This window comes from Paraburkholderia dilworthii (assembly GCF_000472525.1).
Classification (GTDB): domain Bacteria; phylum Pseudomonadota; class Gammaproteobacteria; order Burkholderiales; family Burkholderiaceae; genus Paraburkholderia; species Paraburkholderia dilworthii.
This window is the reverse complement of sequence record NZ_AWZT01000044.1, coordinates 22,927-40,236: the sequence shown is the minus strand read 5'-3', so window position 1 is coordinate 40,236 and position 17,310 is coordinate 22,927. Positions and strand designations below refer to the sequence as shown.

Annotated in this window: 15 protein-coding genes; 11 read left to right on the top strand and 4 right to left on the bottom strand. The window is 61.8% G+C overall.

Annotated features, from left to right (window positions below):
- Positions 1 to 63: 63 nt before the first annotated feature.
- On the bottom strand, positions 64 to 540 hold the full coding sequence (locus F759_RS0128155; protein WP_027802811.1) for a Fur family transcriptional regulator: 477 nt from the start codon (positions 538 to 540) through the stop codon (positions 64 to 66).
- Between the two features lie 278 nt (positions 541 to 818).
- On the opposite strand from F759_RS0128155, the gene F759_RS0128150 reads away from it, so the two are divergent.
- From F759_RS0128150 to F759_RS0128125, 6 genes are all read left to right on the top strand, one after another.
- Positions 819 to 1,601: an L-iditol 2-dehydrogenase gene (locus F759_RS0128150; protein ID WP_027802810.1), complete on the top strand. Its 783-nt coding sequence runs from the start codon at positions 819 to 821 to the stop codon at positions 1,599 to 1,601.
- 81 nt (positions 1,602 to 1,682) lie between these two features.
- Entirely contained in the window at positions 1,683 to 3,005 is a 1,323-nt protein-coding gene (locus F759_RS0128145; RefSeq protein WP_027802809.1) for an ABC transporter substrate-binding protein, read from the top strand.
- Positions 3,006 to 3,196: 191 nt separating this feature from the next.
- Complete coding sequence (locus tag F759_RS0128140; protein ID WP_027802808.1) at positions 3,197 to 4,132, top strand: carbohydrate ABC transporter permease; 936 nt, start codon at positions 3,197 to 3,199, stop codon at positions 4,130 to 4,132.
- Positions 4,133 to 4,170: 38 nt separating this feature from the next.
- A complete protein-coding gene (locus tag F759_RS0128135) occupies positions 4,171 to 5,004 on the top strand; it encodes a carbohydrate ABC transporter permease (RefSeq protein WP_027802807.1) in 834 nt (277 codons plus the stop codon).
- Positions 5,001 to 5,702 carry an HAD family hydrolase gene (locus F759_RS0128130; RefSeq protein ID WP_027802806.1) on the top strand — a complete coding sequence of 234 codons (702 nt, stop codon included), beginning with the start codon at positions 5,001 to 5,003 and terminating at the stop codon, positions 5,700 to 5,702. Before F759_RS0128135 ends, F759_RS0128130 begins: the two co-directional genes overlap by 4 nt.
- A gap of 139 nt (positions 5,703 to 5,841) precedes the next feature.
- Complete coding sequence (locus F759_RS0128125; RefSeq protein ID WP_027802805.1) at positions 5,842 to 6,951, top strand: ABC transporter ATP-binding protein; 1,110 nt, start codon at positions 5,842 to 5,844, stop codon at positions 6,949 to 6,951.
- A 101-nt stretch (positions 6,952 to 7,052) separates the two neighbouring features.
- Here F759_RS0128125 and F759_RS0128120 read toward each other — a convergent pair whose 3' ends face one another.
- From F759_RS0128120 to dalD, 3 genes are all read right to left on the bottom strand, one after another.
- Positions 7,053 to 8,000 (bottom strand): sugar-binding transcriptional regulator, encoded by a 948-nt coding sequence (locus tag F759_RS0128120; protein ID WP_027802804.1) that lies wholly within the window; start codon positions 7,998 to 8,000, stop codon positions 7,053 to 7,055.
- A gap of 91 nt (positions 8,001 to 8,091) precedes the next feature.
- Positions 8,092 to 9,573, bottom strand: a complete 1,482-nt coding sequence (xylB, locus tag F759_RS0128115; RefSeq protein WP_027802803.1) for a xylulokinase — start codon at positions 9,571 to 9,573, stop codon at positions 8,092 to 8,094.
- A 129-nt stretch (positions 9,574 to 9,702) separates the two neighbouring features.
- Complete coding sequence (gene dalD, locus F759_RS0128110) at positions 9,703 to 11,115, bottom strand: D-arabinitol 4-dehydrogenase (RefSeq protein ID WP_027802802.1); 1,413 nt, start codon at positions 11,113 to 11,115, stop codon at positions 9,703 to 9,705.
- A 373-nt stretch (positions 11,116 to 11,488) separates the two neighbouring features.
- On the opposite strand from dalD, the gene F759_RS0128100 reads away from it, so the two are divergent.
- The 5 genes from F759_RS0128100 to F759_RS0128080 all read left to right on the top strand — a co-directional run bounded on the left by F759_RS0128100 (position 11,489) and on the right by F759_RS0128080 (position 17,269).
- A complete protein-coding gene (locus F759_RS0128100; protein ID WP_027802800.1) occupies positions 11,489 to 12,469 on the top strand; it encodes an AraC family transcriptional regulator in 981 nt (326 codons plus the stop codon).
- A gap of 123 nt (positions 12,470 to 12,592) precedes the next feature.
- On the top strand, positions 12,593 to 13,546 hold the full coding sequence (locus F759_RS0128095) for an ABC transporter substrate-binding protein (RefSeq protein ID WP_027802799.1): 954 nt from the start codon (positions 12,593 to 12,595) through the stop codon (positions 13,544 to 13,546).
- A gap of 67 nt (positions 13,547 to 13,613) precedes the next feature.
- The gene (locus F759_RS0128090) at positions 13,614 to 15,134 is read left to right on the top strand and encodes a sugar ABC transporter ATP-binding protein (RefSeq protein ID WP_027802798.1); all 1,521 of its coding nucleotides are present in this window, start codon (positions 13,614 to 13,616) and stop codon (positions 15,132 to 15,134) included.
- Positions 15,121 to 16,128, top strand: a complete 1,008-nt coding sequence (locus F759_RS0128085; RefSeq protein ID WP_027802797.1) for an ABC transporter permease — start codon at positions 15,121 to 15,123, stop codon at positions 16,126 to 16,128. The genes F759_RS0128090 and F759_RS0128085 overlap by 14 nt, the downstream gene beginning before the upstream one ends.
- A 43-nt stretch (positions 16,129 to 16,171) precedes the next feature.
- A complete protein-coding gene (locus F759_RS0128080; protein ID WP_027802796.1) occupies positions 16,172 to 17,269 on the top strand; it encodes an alcohol dehydrogenase catalytic domain-containing protein in 1,098 nt (365 codons plus the stop codon).
- Positions 17,270 to 17,310 lie beyond the last annotated feature (41 nt).

The window sequence follows — 17,310 nt, the reverse complement described above, 5'->3', positions numbered from 1 at the left end:
TCTTCTCCATTGGGTGTTCTACTGCGTGAGGGTGAATGAATCGCAAATGTGAGGCGACTGGGTTCATGCCGATGCCGAAGTTCGCGACGCACGGGCGCACAACGCGCAAACACCGCTCAATTCGACGACCTGACGATGAACCTCGAAGCCTTGGGCCGGCGCGCTATGCGACAACTGTTCGGCGAGGCCGTCGCTGGGAATCTCGACCGTCGCGCCACAGCGGTCGCACATCAGAAACTGGCTGCAATGCGGCACGCCGATTTCACAGCAGGCCACATATGCATTCTTCGACTCGATGCGATGCACGAAGCCGTGCGCGAGCAGAAAATCGAGCGCGCGATAGACGCTAGTCGGCGGCACGCGGCCGCGCGCGGGTTCGAGCGCATCGAGCAGATCGTATGCGCCGACAGGCTTCTCGCTCGCGACGATCGCCGCATACACCTGGCGCCGCAGCGGCGTAAGCGACAAGCCGTGCAATGCGGCGTGCGCTTCGGCATGCGCAAGCCGCACGGCGTGATGTTGTGCGTTCGGTGTAGCCATCAGCGCGGATCTCCTGTCGGTGACGTCATGCGGATGTAAGGTCGGTCGCGGATCGAGATCGGAATGATATAACGTATCCCGATTTCTTGTCAGCACGCGCGTACAACAACGACGCAAGCGCGTCGCCCGGTCGTTCCGCGCTGCACCATCGAAATCTGTGAGAGCGCCTTGACATGACCCGGTGCGTATCCGATGATTCGATCACAAACAGAGCAATTGATCGCGCAATGAGCGTTCGCTCACTGCGTGTCGAAAAGCGAAACGAACCGGAGACAAGCGTGGCGGCACGATTGCAAGACAAGGTGGCCATCCTGACGGGCGCGGCGAGCGGAATCGGCGAGGCCGTGGCGCGGCGCTACCTGGACGAAGGCGCGCAATGCGTGCTGGTCGACGTGAAGCCGGCTGACAGTTTCGCCGACACGCTGCGCGCCTCCTACGGCGAGCGCGTGCTCACGGTCACTGCGGATGTCACGCGCCGCGAAGATATCGAGCGCATCGTGGCGAGCACGCTGGAGCGCTTCGGCCGCGTCGATATCCTCTTCAACAATGCGGCTCTATTCGACATGCGCCCGATCCTCGACGAATCGTGGGACGTGTTCGACCGTCTCTTCGCGGTCAATGTGAAGGGTATGTTCTTTCTCATGCAAGCCGTCGCGCGGCAGATGGTCGAGCAAGGCCGCGGCGGCAAGATCATCAATATGTCGTCGCAAGCGGGGCGGCGCGGCGAAGCGCTCGTCTCGCATTACTGCGCGACTAAGGCCGCGGTGCTCAGCTACACGCAATCTGCCGCCTTGGCGCTCGCGCCGCACAAGATCAACGTCAACGGCATCGCGCCCGGTGTCGTCGATACGCCGATGTGGAAAGAAGTCGACGCGCTTTTCGCCCGTTATGAAAACCGGCCGCTTGGCGAGAAGAAGCGGCTCGTCGGCGAAGCCGTGCCGCTCGGGCGCATGGGCGTGCCCGACGATCTGACCGGCGCGGCACTGTTCCTCGCATCCGCGGATGCGGACTACATCACCGCGCAAACATTGAACGTCGACGGCGGCAACTGGATGAGTTAAGCGGTTGAACCGCGTTATCCAGCGCCATTTTCGTAGAACAAACGCAGCATCACATAACGCACGAGAAAGGAGACAACACACATGAAACCCGCCCTCAAATCCGCGCTCAAGGCGGTTAGCGCCGGCGCCGTCGCGTGCTTCGCGCTGAGCGCGTCGGCAGCCACGGTGACGATCGCCACGCTGAACAATCCGGACATGATCGAGCTGAAGAAGCTGTCGCCCGAATTCGAAAAGGCGAATCCGGACATCAAGCTGAACTGGGTGATTCTCGAAGAAAACGTGCTACGTCAACGCGCCACGACCGACATCACGACCGGCAGCGGCCAGTTCGACGTGATGACGATCGGCGCCTATGAAACGCCGCAATGGGGCAAGCGCGGCTGGCTCACGCCGCTCACGAACCTGCCCGCCGATTACGATCTGAACGACGTCGTGAAGACGGCGCGCGACGGCCTTTCCGCCGGCGGCCAGTTGTACGCACTGCCGTTTTACGTCGAAAGCTCGATGACGTATTACCGCAAAGACCTGTTCGCGGCGAAGGGCCTGAAAATGCCCGACCAGCCGACCTACGACCAGATCGCGCAATTCGCCGACAAGCTCACCGACAAAGCCAACGGCATGTACGGCATCTGCCTGCGCGGCAAGGCGGGCTGGGGCGAAAACATGGCGTATGGCACGACGGTGGTGAACACGTTCGGCGGCCGCTGGTTCGACGAGAAGTGGCACGCGCAACTCACGTCGCCGGAATGGAAGAAGGCCATCACGTTCTACGTCGATCTGCTGAAGAAGAACGGCCCGCCGGGAGCAAGCTCGAACGGTTTCAACGAGAACCTCACGCTGATGTCCTCGGGCAAGTGCGCGATGTGGATCGACGCGACGGTGGCAGCGGGCATGCTGTACAACAAGCAGCAGTCGCAGATCGCGGACAAGGTCGGTTTCGCGGCTGCGCCGGTGGCCGTCACGCCGAAGGGCTCGCATTGGCTGTGGGCCTGGGCACTGGCGATTCCGAAGTCGTCGAAGCAGGCTGACGCGGCGAAGAAGTTCATCACGTGGGCCACGTCGAAGCAGTACATCGAGCTCGTCGCGAAAGATGAAGGCTGGGCTTCGGTGCCGCCGGGAACGCGTCAATCGACTTACGCTCGCCCGGAGTACAAGCAGGCTGCGCCGTTCGGCGACTTCGTGCTGAAGGCGATTGAAACGGCTGATCCGGAGCATCCGACGCTTAAGCCCGTGCCGTACACCGGTGTGCAATTCGTTGGGATACCTGAATTCCAGTCGTTCGGCACTGTGGTCGGTCAAAGCATCTCCGGCGCGATTGCCGGGCAGATGACGGTCGACCAGGCGCTCGCAGCCGGCCAGGCCACCGCGGATCGCGCGGTGAAGCAGGCGGGATACCAGAAGTAACGAAGAAGTAGATCGGAAAACTCGCCACTGAAGTCACGTGGCACGCGCCGGCTGACGCCCGTCAGCCGGCTCACGCAGCACAGCGGGCCGTCACGGCCGCACATGCGCCGCAACGCCGCGTCGTATTTCATCGCGACAGGGCGATTCGTGCGGAACGTGCCGCCCGCGCATTACCGAACAGGTGGTCAATCATGCGTCCTCTGCGCCTGCCTCTCATGCATGCCCATCCCCAGACAGAAAAGGAACGCGAAGTCCGCAAAGCCAATTCCGCGCGCTGGCTCGTGTCGCCTTCGGTCGCGGTCCTGCTGCTGTGGATGACGATTCCGCTCGCGATGACGATCTGGTTTTCGTTCTCGCGTTACAACCTGTTGAATCCGGACCTCAAGGGCTTCGCCGGCTTCGACAACTATCAGTTCCTTGCAAGCGATCCCTCGTTCGGTCCGTCGATCGGCCATACGCTCCAACTGATCGTGTCCGTGCTGGTGATCACGGTGGTCGGCGGCGTGCTCATGGCGATCCTGTTCGATCGCAAGTTCTATGGCCAGGGCATCGCGCGGCTGCTGGCCATCGCGCCGTTCTTCGTGATGCCGACCGTGAGCGCGCTGATCTGGAAGAACATGATCCTGCATCCGGTGTACGGCCTGATCGCGAGCGGCATGCGCGCAATGGGCATGCAGCCGATCGACTGGTTCGCGGAGTATCCGTTGACAGCGGTCATCATGATCGTCGCGTGGCAATGGCTGCCGTTCGCGTTTCTGATTCTGTTCACGGCGATCCAGTCGCTCGACCAGGAGCAGAAGGAAGCGGCGCGCATCGACGGAGCGGGACCGTTCGCGATGTTCTTCTACATCACGCTGCCGCATTTGAAACGCGCGATTGCCGTGGTGGTCATGATGGAGACGATTTTCCTGCTGTCCATCTTCGCTGAAATCTACACGACGACGGGCGGCGGTCCGGGCACCGCGACCACTAATCTGTCGTACCTGATCTATTCGCTTGGCCTGCAACAGTTCGACGTCGGTCTTGCATCGGCGGGCGGTATTCTCGCTGTCGTGCTGGCCAATATCGTGTCGTTCTTCCTCGTGCGGATGCTCGCGAAGAACCTCAAAGGGGAGTACGAAAAATGAGCCACGTTGCCTCTACTCCGGCGTCGACTTCAACGCCCATGACCGTGCCGGCGAAGTCGCCGTTCGCCGCGATCCGCCGCGGCATTCCCGGCGTGATTGCGTGGCTCGTCGCGCTGCTATTGTTCTTCCCGATCTTCTGGATGACGATCACCGCATTCAAGACCGAGCAGCAGGCGTACTCTTCGTCGCTATTTTTCACGCCGACGTTCGACAGCTTTCGCGAAGTGTTCGCGCGCAGCAATTACTTTTCGTTCGCGTGGAACTCGATTTTGATCTCCGTCGGCGTGACGGTGCTGTGTCTGATTCTCGCGGTGCCGGCCGCGTATGCGATGGCGTTCTTCCCCACGCGCCGCACTCAAAAAGTGCTGCTGTGGATGCTGTCGACAAAGATGATGCCGTCGGTCGGCGTGCTGGTGCCGATCTATCTGCTGTGGAAGAACAGCGGCTTGCTCGATACGGTGTCCGGTCTCGTGATCGTTTATACGCTGATCAATCTGCCGATTGCGGTGTGGATGTCGTTCACTTACTTCGCTGAAATTCCGCGGGACATTCTCGAAGCAGGACGTATCGACGGCGCGGCGACCTGGCAGGAAATCGTCTATCTGCTGATGCCGATGGCGCTGCCGGGACTCGCTTCCACTGCGCTGCTGCTCGTCATTCTTTCGTGGAACGAAGCGTTCTGGAGTATCAACCTGTCGAGCTCGAACGCCGCGCCGCTCACTGTTTTCATTGCGTCGTACTCGAGTCCTGAGGGCCTCTTCTGGGCGAAGCTGTCCGCCGCCTCGCTGCTTGCTGTGGCGCCGATCCTGATTGTCGGCTGGCTGTCGCAGAAGCAGCTCGTGCGTGGGCTCACGTTCGGGGCGGTCAAATGACGGCAGGCACCAGTGCAGGAAGTTTCGCGCTGATCTGCGATTGCGACGGTGTGTTGATCGACAGCGAAGCGGTGGCTGCACGCATGCTCGTGCATGAGCTCGAAGCGCGCTGGCCGGGCGTCGACGTCGAGCCCGTCGTGTTGCCGCTTCTCGGGCTGCGCATCGAAAAAGTGCTGGAGGGCACGGCGATGCAACTCGGCAAAAGTCTCGGTCTGGATGACATCGACGCAATTCGCCGCTCCGTGGAAGCGGCCGCGATGCAGGCGCCAGCAGTGGAAGGCATCGAGCAGGCGCTGGCCCAGGTGCCGCTTATCAAAGGCTGCGCGAGCAACAGTTTTCGGCCTTACGTGCAGACGGTTCTCGCACGCACCGGTCTTGTGAGGTTTTTCGGCGACCGTCTGTTTTGCGCCGATAGCGTGGCCAATCCGAAGCCCTCGCCCGATGTCTATCTGGCGGCGGCGAAGGGTCTGCGGCTCGCGCCGTCGGCGTGCCTCGTGATCGAGGACAGCGTGACCGGCGTAACGGCGGCGAGCGCGGCGGGCATGACGGTGCTCGGCTTCATCGGCGGCGGTCATGCGAGCGACGCGCAGATCGACAAACTTCATGCAGCCGGTGCGCGTCATGTGTTCGACGACATGCAGCAGTTGCCGGAACTGGTCGCGCAATGGACGCTGAGCGCGACCGCCGCGGCACCGTAAGCGTAGGCGGCGCAACGCACGACGAACGCACGACGAACGCACGACGAACGTACGATCGACGCAAAAGCAGCACACAAGCAACGCACAAGCAACGCGTAGCAACAGACAAGCAACACACAGCATTACACGGAGACACATCATGGCAAGCGTAACTCTGCGCAATATCCGTAAGGCCTACGACGACACAGAAGTGATGCGCGATATCAACCTCGACATTGCGGACGGGGAGTTTGTCGTGTTCGTGGGCCCGAGCGGTTGCGGTAAATCGACACTGATGCGGATGATCGCCGGCCTCGAAGATATCAGCGGCGGCGATCTCACCATCGACGGCACGCGCATGAACGACGTCCCGCCCGCCAAGCGCGGCATTGCAATGGTGTTTCAGTCGTACGCGCTGTATCCGCACATGACGCTCTACGACAACATGGCATTCGGCCTGAAACTCGCCGGCACGAAGAAGCCGGAGATCGACGCGGCCGTGCGCAACGCCGCGAAGATCCTGCATATCGATCATCTGCTGGACCGTAAGCCCAAGCAGCTATCGGGCGGTCAGCGCCAGCGTGTTGCGATTGGCCGCGCGATCACGCGCAAGCCGAAGGTGTTTCTGTTCGACGAACCGCTGTCGAACCTCGACGCCGCGTTGCGCGTGAAAATGCGTCTGGAATTCGCGCGTCTGCACGACGAACTGAAGACCACGATGATCTACGTGACGCACGATCAGGTCGAAGCGATGACGCTCGCGGACAAGATTGTCGTGCTGTCGGCAGGCAATCTCGAACAGGTCGGCAGCCCGACGATGCTGTATCACGCACCGGCCAATCGGTTTGTCGCGGGCTTCATCGGCTCGCCGAAAATGAATTTCATGGAAGGCGTCGTGCAATCCGTCACGCACGACGGCGTGACCGTGCGCTACGAAACCGGCGAGACGCAGCGCGTCGCAGTGGAACCGGGTTCAGTCAAGCAAGGCGACAAGGTGACGGTGGGCATTCGCCCAGAGCACTTGCACGTGGGTATGACCGACGACGGCGTGTCGGCCCGCACGATGGCCGTCGAATCGCTCGGCGACGCGGCGTACCTGTATGCGGAGTCGAGCGTCGCGCCCGACGGTTTGATCGCACGCATTCCGCCGCTCGAACGTCATGCGAAGGGCGAGACGCAGAAGCTCGGCGCGACGCCTGACCATTGTCATCTGTTCGATAGCGAAGGCAAGGCGTTCCAGCGCAAGATTGTCGAAGTGTTGGCGGCTTGATGATGGCGGGAAGGCGCGCGTGCTGCCTTCCTGCTTGTCTGTTTTTTGCTCGCGTAAGCGGCGCTGTATGACGGTCCGGTGTCAGACGCCCTCAGACCCGCTCAAGCCTCCAGAGCCGCCCGCGCACACAGTTCGTCGGTAACGAGCCCCGACAGCCAGCCGCCCTTGAGCACTGCGATCAGCGCCTCGCGCTTGCGCTTGCCGCCCGCGAAACCAATGGTCGGCCGCTGCGGCGGCGAGTCGATTTCGATGCTGGTCACGCGCCGGCCGGTCGGCGATTCGACACGCGCGCCGGCTGCGTCAATGGGCAGTCCTAGCATTTCGGCCACCGCGCCGTTCTGCACCAGTTCCTTCACTTCCGCCGACGTAATGAATCCATCTTCGTGCAGCGGGCATTTCGGCCCGATATTGCCGATGCCGACAAACGCAACGTCCGCCTGCGCCGACAGCGATTCGACGATCCGATACAGCCGGTGATTGCACCACTGCGCGCGTTCGGCCTCGCTATCGGCGATCAACGGCGCGGGCAGCAGAAAATGCTTGCCGCCCGTCTTCTCCGAAATGTGCAGCGCGACGTCATAGCGGTTCGAGGAGCCGTCCTGGGCGATGGCCCCGACCATCGATACCAAACGGTGCTGCGGGCGGTCCAGTTGCGCGATCTGATCGACTGCGGCCTTTAGCGTCCGGCCGCTGCTCACGGCGACCACCATCGGTTTTTCTTCGGCGAGGTAACGCTCCATCACCTGCGCGCCCGCGACTGCGAGCTTGCGGTCGACTTCGTCGGGCGTGTCGCTGTCGATCGGCACCACTTCGCACATGGCGAGGCCGTAGCGTTTCGACAGTTGATCGGCGAGCGACAAACAGTCCGCCAGTTGATGATCGACACGCACGCGAATCAGATTCTTTTCCACGGCGAACGCGACGAGCCGTTGCGCGACCGGGCGCGACACCTGCAGCTTCTCGGCGATCTCGTTCTGGGTATTGCCCGCGACGTAGTAGAGCCACGCGGCGCGAGTAGCAAGGTCTAGTTTTTCTGTGGACTTGGGCACGTGACGATTCGCTTGAAGGGCGCCGATGATAGCAGCCGGTCCTCGCCTTCTTCAGACGCCGCCGGCTACGGATTGCGCTGTTGCCATGCGCTCAGGCGAGCCGCTCCCGCGCGGGGTCGAATAGCGGCCGCACGTGACGGTACAGCGCGCGATACGCGTCGAGCCGCGTCCGCAACTCAGCATGGCGGCGCGGGTTTGGCGTGAACTCCTTTTCGATCGGCGGTTTGCTGAGGACGGTCGCCGGATCGCCGCCCGCCGCCAGCCAGCCGAGACGCGCTGCGCCGAGTGCCGCACCCGTTTCGCCGCCGCCGTGCTTGCGCGTGGCGGTGTCGAGTGCGTCGGCGAGCAACTGTGCCCAGTAATCGCTGCGCGCGCCGCCGCCGAGCAGCGACAGCGCCTTTGCTTCGGTGCCGGCCGCGCGCAGCGCGTCGAGGCCGTCGGTGAGCGCGAGCGTCACGCCTTCGAGCACCGCATAGCCGAGCAGCGCGCGGTCGGTCGCGTGATTCATGCCGAAGAACACGCCCTGCGCATACGGGTCGTTGTGCGGCGTGCGTTCACCGGACAAGTACGGCAGGAAGAGCGGCGCGGTGTTGAGCGCATCGGCGGGCAGTGCTTCGATTTCTGCGAGCAGCGTGGGTTCGTCGGTGGAGGTGAGCTTGCAAACCCAACGCAAACAACTCGCCGCCGACAACACGACGCTCATCTGATGCCAGCGGTCCGGAATCGCGTGGCAGAACGCATGCACGGCGGAAGCAGGATTGGGCCGGAAGCTGTCGCCGACCACACACAAGACGCCGGACGTGCCGAGCGACACAAAACCGTCGCCCGGCTGCGTCGCGCCGATGCCGATCGCGCTCGTCGCGTTGTCGCCGCCGCCGGCCGCGACGATCACGCCGTCGCCCAAACCGAATTCGCGTGCGAGCTCAGGCAGTAACGTGCCGGACGGCGCGCTGCCTTCCGCGAGGCTCGGCATCTGCGCGCGCGTCATGTTGCAGGCCGCGAGCAGCGAATCGGACCAGTCGCGTTTTGCGACGTCGAGCCACAGCGTGCCGGCCGCATCCGATGGATCGGACACCTTGCCGCCCGTCAGTTGCAGACGCAAGTAATCTTTTGGCAGCAGTACGCACGCGGTCCGCGCGAAAATGTCGGGCTCGTGACGCGCGACCCACAGCAGTTTCGGCGCGGTGAAACCCGGCATGGCGAGATTGCCGGCCACGCTATGCAAGTCCGGCGCGCGTTCGGTGAGTTCGGCGCATTCCTTGTCGCTGCGCATGTCGTTCCACAGGATCGCGGGCCGCAGCACGCGATCCTCGGCATCGAGCAGCACGGCGCCGTGCATCTGCCCCGACAGGCCGATGCCGCGAATCTGCGCGAATTCGTCCGGATGCTTCGCGCGCAACGCGGCGAGCGCGCTCTGCGTACCGGTCCACCAGTCTTCGGGATTCTGCTCAGCCCAGCGCTGATGCGGACGCGAAACCGTAAACGGAGAGCCTGCGGTGCCGATCACGCGTCCGGTGGAGGCGAGCAGCAGAACTTTCACTTCGGACGTGCCGAGGTCGATGCCGAGATACATGGGCGCGAAACCTTCGTCGTTAGAGATGCGCTACTTTAGCCGCACATGGCGCGCGGTGCCATGCGCATTAAGCCTGGCACCGCGCGTGAATCGAATGTAGATGGACGGTGCCCGGATGTACGGTGCTCTTTACGCGTGCGCACGTTTGGCGAGCCACACGTCGACGCGCGCCAGAGCCCCTGCCAACGCAGACTCCAGTTCCGGCGTCTGCGCCATGCTGCCCCACAGCAGCCGGTCAGCCGCGAACGCCTGCAACGGATCGGGCGCGGCGAAGAAGCCGCGCGCGACGCGCTCGTCCATCACGCCGTCCTGATACGTGTAGGGCAGCGTACCCGCCTCCCAGCGTTCGAGAAAGCGGAAGAACAGCGCCGGCAGCATCGCGGTGGCTGCGGGCGTGACGCCGCGCTCGAAACATTCCGCCAACGTGGGCGCGATGAAGCCAGGAAGTTTCGAAAAGCCGTCGGCCGCGACGCGCTGGTTCGTGTCCTGGATATAAGGATTGCCGAAGCGTTCTAGCACGACATCGCGATAACGTTCGAGATCGAGCGGACTCGGCGACAGACACGGGATCACGTCTTCGGTCACGTAATCGAACGCGAACTGGCGAACGTCGGCATCGTGCGTGCCTTCGTGGATGTAGTTGAGCCCCACCAGCGTCCCCGCCCACGCGATGCAACTATGCGTCGCGTTGAGTATGCGGATCTTCGCTTCCTCGTACGGCAGCACGGAGTCCACCAGTTCAGCGCCGACTTTCTCCCACGCGGGACGGCCGGCTATGAAGCGCTCTTCGATCACCCATTGGATGAACGCTTCGCCCATTACCGGGCAGGCGTCGTCCACGCCCGTCGCCGCTTTCACGCGTTCACTCACGTCCGGTGTCGGGCGCGGAGTGATGCGGTCGACCATCGAGCTTGGACACGCGGTGTTGTCGTCGAACCATTGCGCCAGTTCGCTCGCGCCGCGCAGTGCGAGAAACGCACTCATGCCCGCATGGAAGCGCTCGCCGTTGCGCCGAAGGTTATCGCAGGTTTGCAGCGTGACCGGGCCCGCGCCGTTTTTCATGCGCGCGTCGAGAATGGCTGCGAGTGCGCCGTAGATGGTGGTGTGTCCGCCTTCGAGGTCGGCCGCGAGATCGGGGTTGGCCGTGTCGAGCCGGTCGTGCTCGTCGAGGTAATAGCCGCCTTCAGTCACCGTGAACGAAATGATCTTGCAGGCCGGATCGGCGCCGGCTTCGATCAGCGCGTCGAGGCTCGCGGTCCACGGCACCACGCGCTCGATCGAGCGAATCGTCTCGTACGTGCGCTCTCCCTGAGGAGTGACGGTTTCTAGCGTGTAGACGCCGTCTTGCGCGGCGAGCGCTTCGAGCACGCCGTTCATATCGCTGCGAATATTGCCGACGGTGAGCGACCAGTGCGGCTCGCCCAGCAGCTTCGCTTCGTTCAATCTGTGGAGATACCACGCCTGGTGCGCGCGATGAAACGATCCCGCGCCGATATGCAGGATCACGTGTGCGGCCGCGCCGCTATCTTGCCCGCTGCTCATTGTGCGTCTCCATGTATCTGGCTCGCGCGGCTTGTTGCGCGCGTCTTTTCTTCGGTTAGAGCATTTGCTCTGTATGTGAGCGAATGATCGTACCCGGCGAATTGAAAGTCAAGGCGACCGCACAGGCTTTTCGTGGCGCAGCGCGGCGGCGCATGAGCGCGTGACATGTCGAATGGCCGCGTGACGTGCTTCGTCGCATGATTTTGCATTGCATCATTCTTGACGTTGAACCCGTCAGGACTTACCCGAATGCAAAAAAGTATCGGTCCGGGGTCTCATTTTTAGTGGTGGCTTGCGCCTTTGAGGGCTACTTTTCGCTGTACAAGACGAAGACGAGCGGCATCCATCGTGAGCCGCATCATGGAGGCAGACAGTGCAACCCGATCTGGAGATCGTGGCCGTACGCCGCGACGAGTCGTTCAAAGTGTGGTCGCACGGCTATCCGTATCGCACGGTACGCTGGCACTTTCACCCGGAGTACGAGATTCATCTGATCGTGGCGACCACCGGCAAGATGTTCGTCGGCGATCACATCAGCAGCTTCGCGCCGGGCAACCTCGTGTTGATGGGCCCCAACCTGCCGCACAACTGGGTGAGCGACGTGCCCGAAGGCGAGAGCATTGCCCAGCGCAATCTCGTCGTGCAGTTCGGCCAGGAGTTCGTATCGAGTTGCCTCGAAAGCTTCCCCGAATGGCGTCAGGTCGAGGCGCTGCTTGCCGACTCGCGCCGCGGTGTGTCGTTCGGTGCGCGTACGAGCGCCGCGATCCAGCCGCTCTTCGTCGAATTGCTGGCGGCGCGCGGATTGCGCCGTCTCGTGCTCTTCATGTCGATGCTCGAAATCCTGATGAACGCCGAAGATCGCGAGACGCTCGCGAGTCCCGCTTATCAAGCCGATTCAACAGGCTTCGCGTCGACACGCATCAACCACGTGCTCTCGTATATCGGCAAGAACCTCGCGAGCGAGTTGCGCGAATCGGACCTCGCGCAACTGGCCGGTCAGAGCGTGAGCGCATTTTCACGTTACTTCCGCCGGCATACGGGTTTGCCGTTCGTGCAGTACGTGAACCGCATGCGCATCAATCTCGCATGTCAGCTACTCACCGATAGCGAACTCAGCGTGACCGATATCTGCTTCAAGGCGGGCTTTAACAACCTGTCGAATTTCAACCGGCAGTTTCTCGCGGTAAAGGGCATGGCGCCTTCGAAGTTTCGCCGCTATCAGCAATTGAACGACGCGAGCCGCGATGCTTCGGAAGAGGCCGCGGCGCGCGGCGCGGGTATCGACGATGCGCCCGCTATCGTGCTCGCGCCGGGTCTGCCGCGTCCTGCGGCCTCTGCTTATCCGCCAACGTAACGCCTACATAGTCACACCGCCGAGCTTCTCAGCGAGGCGTTCTGCTTTAACCGTGCTTCAACACGCATCGCGCTGTCTGACCGCAGCGTGACGGACGTGCTCACTTCAAAAACGGAGACAACCATGACCCAAACCACCACGAAACAGGCATCATCGAGTATTTTCGCGCGCAAGAGCGCATTGCTCGCGAGCCTCGCATTCAGCCTGTCTTTCATCGCCGCGCCTGCCGCGCAAGCTGCGCCGCTGAAAATCGGCATGACGTTTCAGGAGCTGAACAATCCGTACTTCGTGACCATGCAGAAGGCGCTCAACGACGCCGCCGCTTCGACCGGCGCGACAGTGATCGTCACCGACGCGCATCACGACGTGAGCAAGCAGGTGAGCGATGTCGAAGACATGTTGCAGAAGAAGATCGACATCCTGCTGGTGAATCCGACCGATTCAACCGGTATTCAATCGGCGGTGACGTCGGCGAAGAAAGCGGGCGTCGTGGTCGTCGCGGTGGATGCGAACGCGAATGGTCCGGTCGACTCGTTTGTCGGCTCAAAGAACTTCGATGCGGGACAGATGGCCTGCGAGTATCTTTCCAAATCGATTGGCGGCAGCGGCGAAGTGGCGATTCTCGACGGCATTCCTGTCGTGCCGATCCTCGAACGCGTGCGCGGCTGCAAGGCCGCGCTTGCGAAGTCGCCGGGCGTGAAACTCGTCGATACGCAAAACGGCAAGCAGGAGCGCGCGACTGCGCTCTCCGTGACCGAGAACATGATTCAGGCGCATCCGAATCTGAAGGGCGTGTTCAGCGTGAACGACGGTGGCTCGATGGGCGCACTTTCCGCAATCGAGTCATCGGGCAAGGACATCAAGCTGACGAGCGTCGACGGCGCGCCCGAAGCGATTGCCGCGATCCAGAAGCCGAATTCGAAATTCGTCGAGACGTCCGCGCAATTTCCCGCTGACCAGGTGCGCATCGCACTCGGCATCGCGTACGCGAAGAAGTGGGGCGCCAATGTGCCGAAAGCCATTCCCGTCGACGTGAAGATGATCGACAAGAGCAACGCCAAGGGTTTTAGCTGGTAAGCCGAATGTCCGCCGCCGCGCTTTTTATTGATGATGCACGCGGCGGCGGACAGTGATGGAGGACCCGATGGACACGATACTCAAGCTCGACAACATCACCAAGAGCTTTCCCGGTGTGAAGGCGCTGCAAGGCATTCACCTGCAGATAGCGCGCGGCGAAATTCATGCGCTGCTCGGCGAGAACGGCGCGGGCAAATCGACGCTGATGAAAATTCTGTGCGGCATCTACCAACCGGACGAAGGCACGATCACGATCGAAAACGAGCCGCGTCATTTCACGAACTATCACGATGCGGTGGCTGCGGGCGTCGGCATCGTGTTTCAGGAATTCAGCCTGATTCCGTATTTGAACGCGGTGGAGAACATGTTCCTCGGCCGCGAAATGAGGAACGGGTTCGGGTTGCTCGAGCGCGGCAAGATGCGGCGCGCGGCTGCGGAGATTTTCGGGCGGCTCGGTGTGGCAATCGATCTGTCGGTGCCGATCCGCGAACTCTCGGTCGCTCAGCAGCAGTTCGTCGAAATCGGCAAGGCGCTGTCGCTGGAAGCGCGCATTCTCATTCTCGACGAACCGACTGCGACGCTTACGCCTGCTGAAGCCGAACACCTGTTTGCAATCATGCGCGACCTGAAAAAGCAGGGCGTCGCGATGATTTTCATCTCGCATCACCTGGAAGAAATATTCGAGGTATGCGACCGCATCACAGTGTTGCGCGATGGGCAGTATGTCGGCATGACCGAAGTTGCGCAGTCAGACATTGGCCGTCTCGTCGAAATGATGGTGGGCCGCCGCATTGAAAGCAGCTTTCCGCCGAAGCCGCCGCTGCGCCCCGACGCGAAAATCGTGCTGAACGTCGAGAAGCTGCAACTGCTGAAAGACGGTCCAGTGCTGCAGTTTACGCTGCGCGAAGGCGAGATTCTCGGCTTCGCGGGACTGGTCGGTTCCGGGCGTACCGAAACCGCGCTCGCCGTGATCGGCGCGAATCCGGCCTACGTGAAGGACATTCGCATCAACGGCGAGGCGGCGAAGCTGTCCGATCCGGCCGATGCGTTGCGCGCGGGCGTCGGCATTCTTCCCGAAAGCCGCAAGACGGAAGGCCTGATTACGGATTTCTCGATCAAGCAGAACATCTCGATCAACAACCTCGGCAAGTATCGCTCGCTGCGCTTCTTCATCGATCAGCGCAGCGAGGCGCGCGCCACCGCAGACATCATGAAACGCGTGGGCGTGAAGGCGCCGACCATGCAAACGGAAGTCGCCACGCTCTCGGGCGGCAACCAGCAGAAAGTGGTGATCGCGCGTTGGCTGAATCATCACACCAACATCCTGATCTTCGACGAACCGACGCGCGGCATCGATGTCGGCGCGAAGGCCGAAATCTATCTGCTGATGCGCGAACTCACCGCGCGCGGCTATTCGATCATCATGATTTCGTCGGAACTGCCTGAGATTGTCGGCATGTGCGACCGCGTCGCGGTGTTCCGCCAAGGCCGCATCCAAACGCTGCTCGAAGGCGACGAAATCGACTCGAATGCCGTGATGACCTATGCAACCGCCGGCACTCGTGGAGCCCAGCATGAACACGCCTAATCCTTCTTCCCCGCCGAAAACATCGAGCGTCAGCAGTAATACGCCCGGCGCACCGATGCGGTTCACATGGGCCGCGTTGAAGCGCTCGACGCTGTTCTATCCATTCATCGGCCTGCTCGTGGTGTGCATCGTGATGGCGTTCGCGAGCGACAGCTTTTTCTCCGGCGCGAACATCGAGAACGTGCTGCGCCAGGTGTCGATCAACGCGATCATTGCGGTCGGCATGACGTGCGTGATTCTGACTGGCGGCATCGATCTGTCGGTGGGCTCCGTCATGGCTCTCGCGGGCACGCTCGCCGCCGGTTTGATGGTGGCCGGCATGAACGCGCTTGCTGCGTTGGCGGTGGGCGTGGCGGTCGGCCTTGGCTTCGGCGCGGCCAACGGATTCTTCGTCGCGTTCGCCGGCATGCCGCCGATCATCGTCACGCTTGCGACGATGGGCATCGCGCGCGGTCTCGCGCTGATCTACACAGGCGGTTATCCGATCGACGGCTTGCCCGACTGGGTCAGCTTCTTCGGTAGCGGCAAGATCCTCGGCATTCAGGCGCCCGTCGTGATCATGGCGGTGATCTACGCGATCGCATGGGTGCTGCTGGAACGCATGCCGTTTGGCCGCTATGTCTATGCAATTGGCGGCAATGAACAGGCCACGCGGTTGTCCGGTGTACGCGTCGCGCGTGTCAAATTGATGGTCTACACGATCGCGGGTTTGACGTCCTCGTTCGCTGCCATCGTATTGACCGCGCGTTTGATGAGTGGCCAGCCGAACGCGGGCGTCGGCTTTGAACTCGACGCCATTGCCGCCGTTGTGATGGGCGGCACTTCGATCTCGGGCGGGCGCGGCTCGATTATCGGCACGTTGATCGGCGCGCTACTGCTCGGCGTGTTGAACAACGGGCTGAACATGGTCGGCGTGAATCCGTATGTGCAGAACGTGATCAAGGGCGGAATCATTCTGCTCGCGATTTACATCAGCCGTGACCGTAGAAAGTAACGTTGAATTCCCCATTGATATCCACTTCTCGCAGGACCACGCAATGACGAATCAATCCACTTCATCCGACAAGCAAAACATGACCGCGATTGTTTGCCACGCGCCGAAAGACTATCGCGTCGAACAGGTAACGAAGCCGCGCGCGCGAACGCACGAACTGGTGATCCGTATCGCGGCGTGCGGCATCTGCGCGAGCGATTGCAAATGCCATTCGGGCGCGAAGATGTTCTGGGGCGGGCCGAGCCCGTGGGTCAAGGCGCCGGTGATTCCGGGGCACGAGTTCTTCGGCTTCGTAGAAGAACTCGGTGAAGGCGCGGCTGAGCATTTCGGCGTCAAGCTCGGCGACCGTGTAATCGCGGAGCAGATCGTGCCCTGCGCCAAGTGCCGCTATTGCAAATCCGGTCAGTACTGGATGTGCGAAGTGCACAACATTTTCGGCTTTCAGCGCGAAGTCGCGGACGGTGGCATGGCCGAGTACATGCGTATTCCGCCGACTGCAATCGTCCACAAGATTCCCGACGGCATTCCACTGGAAGATGCCGCGATCATCGAACCGTTGGCGTGCGCGATTCACACCGTCAATCGCGGCGAGTTGCAACTGGATGACGTCGTCGTAATCGCAGGCGCGGGGCCGCTTGGATTGATGATGACGCAAGTCGCGCATTTGAAGACGCCGAAGAAGCTGGTCGTGATCGATCTCGTGGAAGAACGCCTCGCCCTTGCGCGCGAGTACGGCGCGGACGTGACGATCAATCCGAAGCAGGACGACGCGCTGGCGATCATCCATTCACTGACCGACGGCTACGGCTGCGACGTATATATTGAAACGACTGGCGCGCCGATCGGCGTCAATCAGGGGATGGACCTGATTCGCAAGCTCGGGCGCTTTGTCGAGTTCTCGGTGTTCGGCGCCGATACGACACTCGATTGGTCGGTGATCGGCGATCGCAAGGAACTCGACGTGCGTGGTGCGCATCTCGGACCGTATTGCTATCCGATTGCAATCGATCTGCTCGCGCGCGGACTCGTCACGTCGAAAGGGATTGTCACGCACGGCTTTTCGCTGGAAGAATGGGACGAGGCGATTCAGATCGCGAATTCGCTGGACTCGATCAAGGTACTCATGAAGCCGCGCGCCTGAGCTTGCGCAAGGGTGAAACCCCGAGCGGCATATAAACGGAG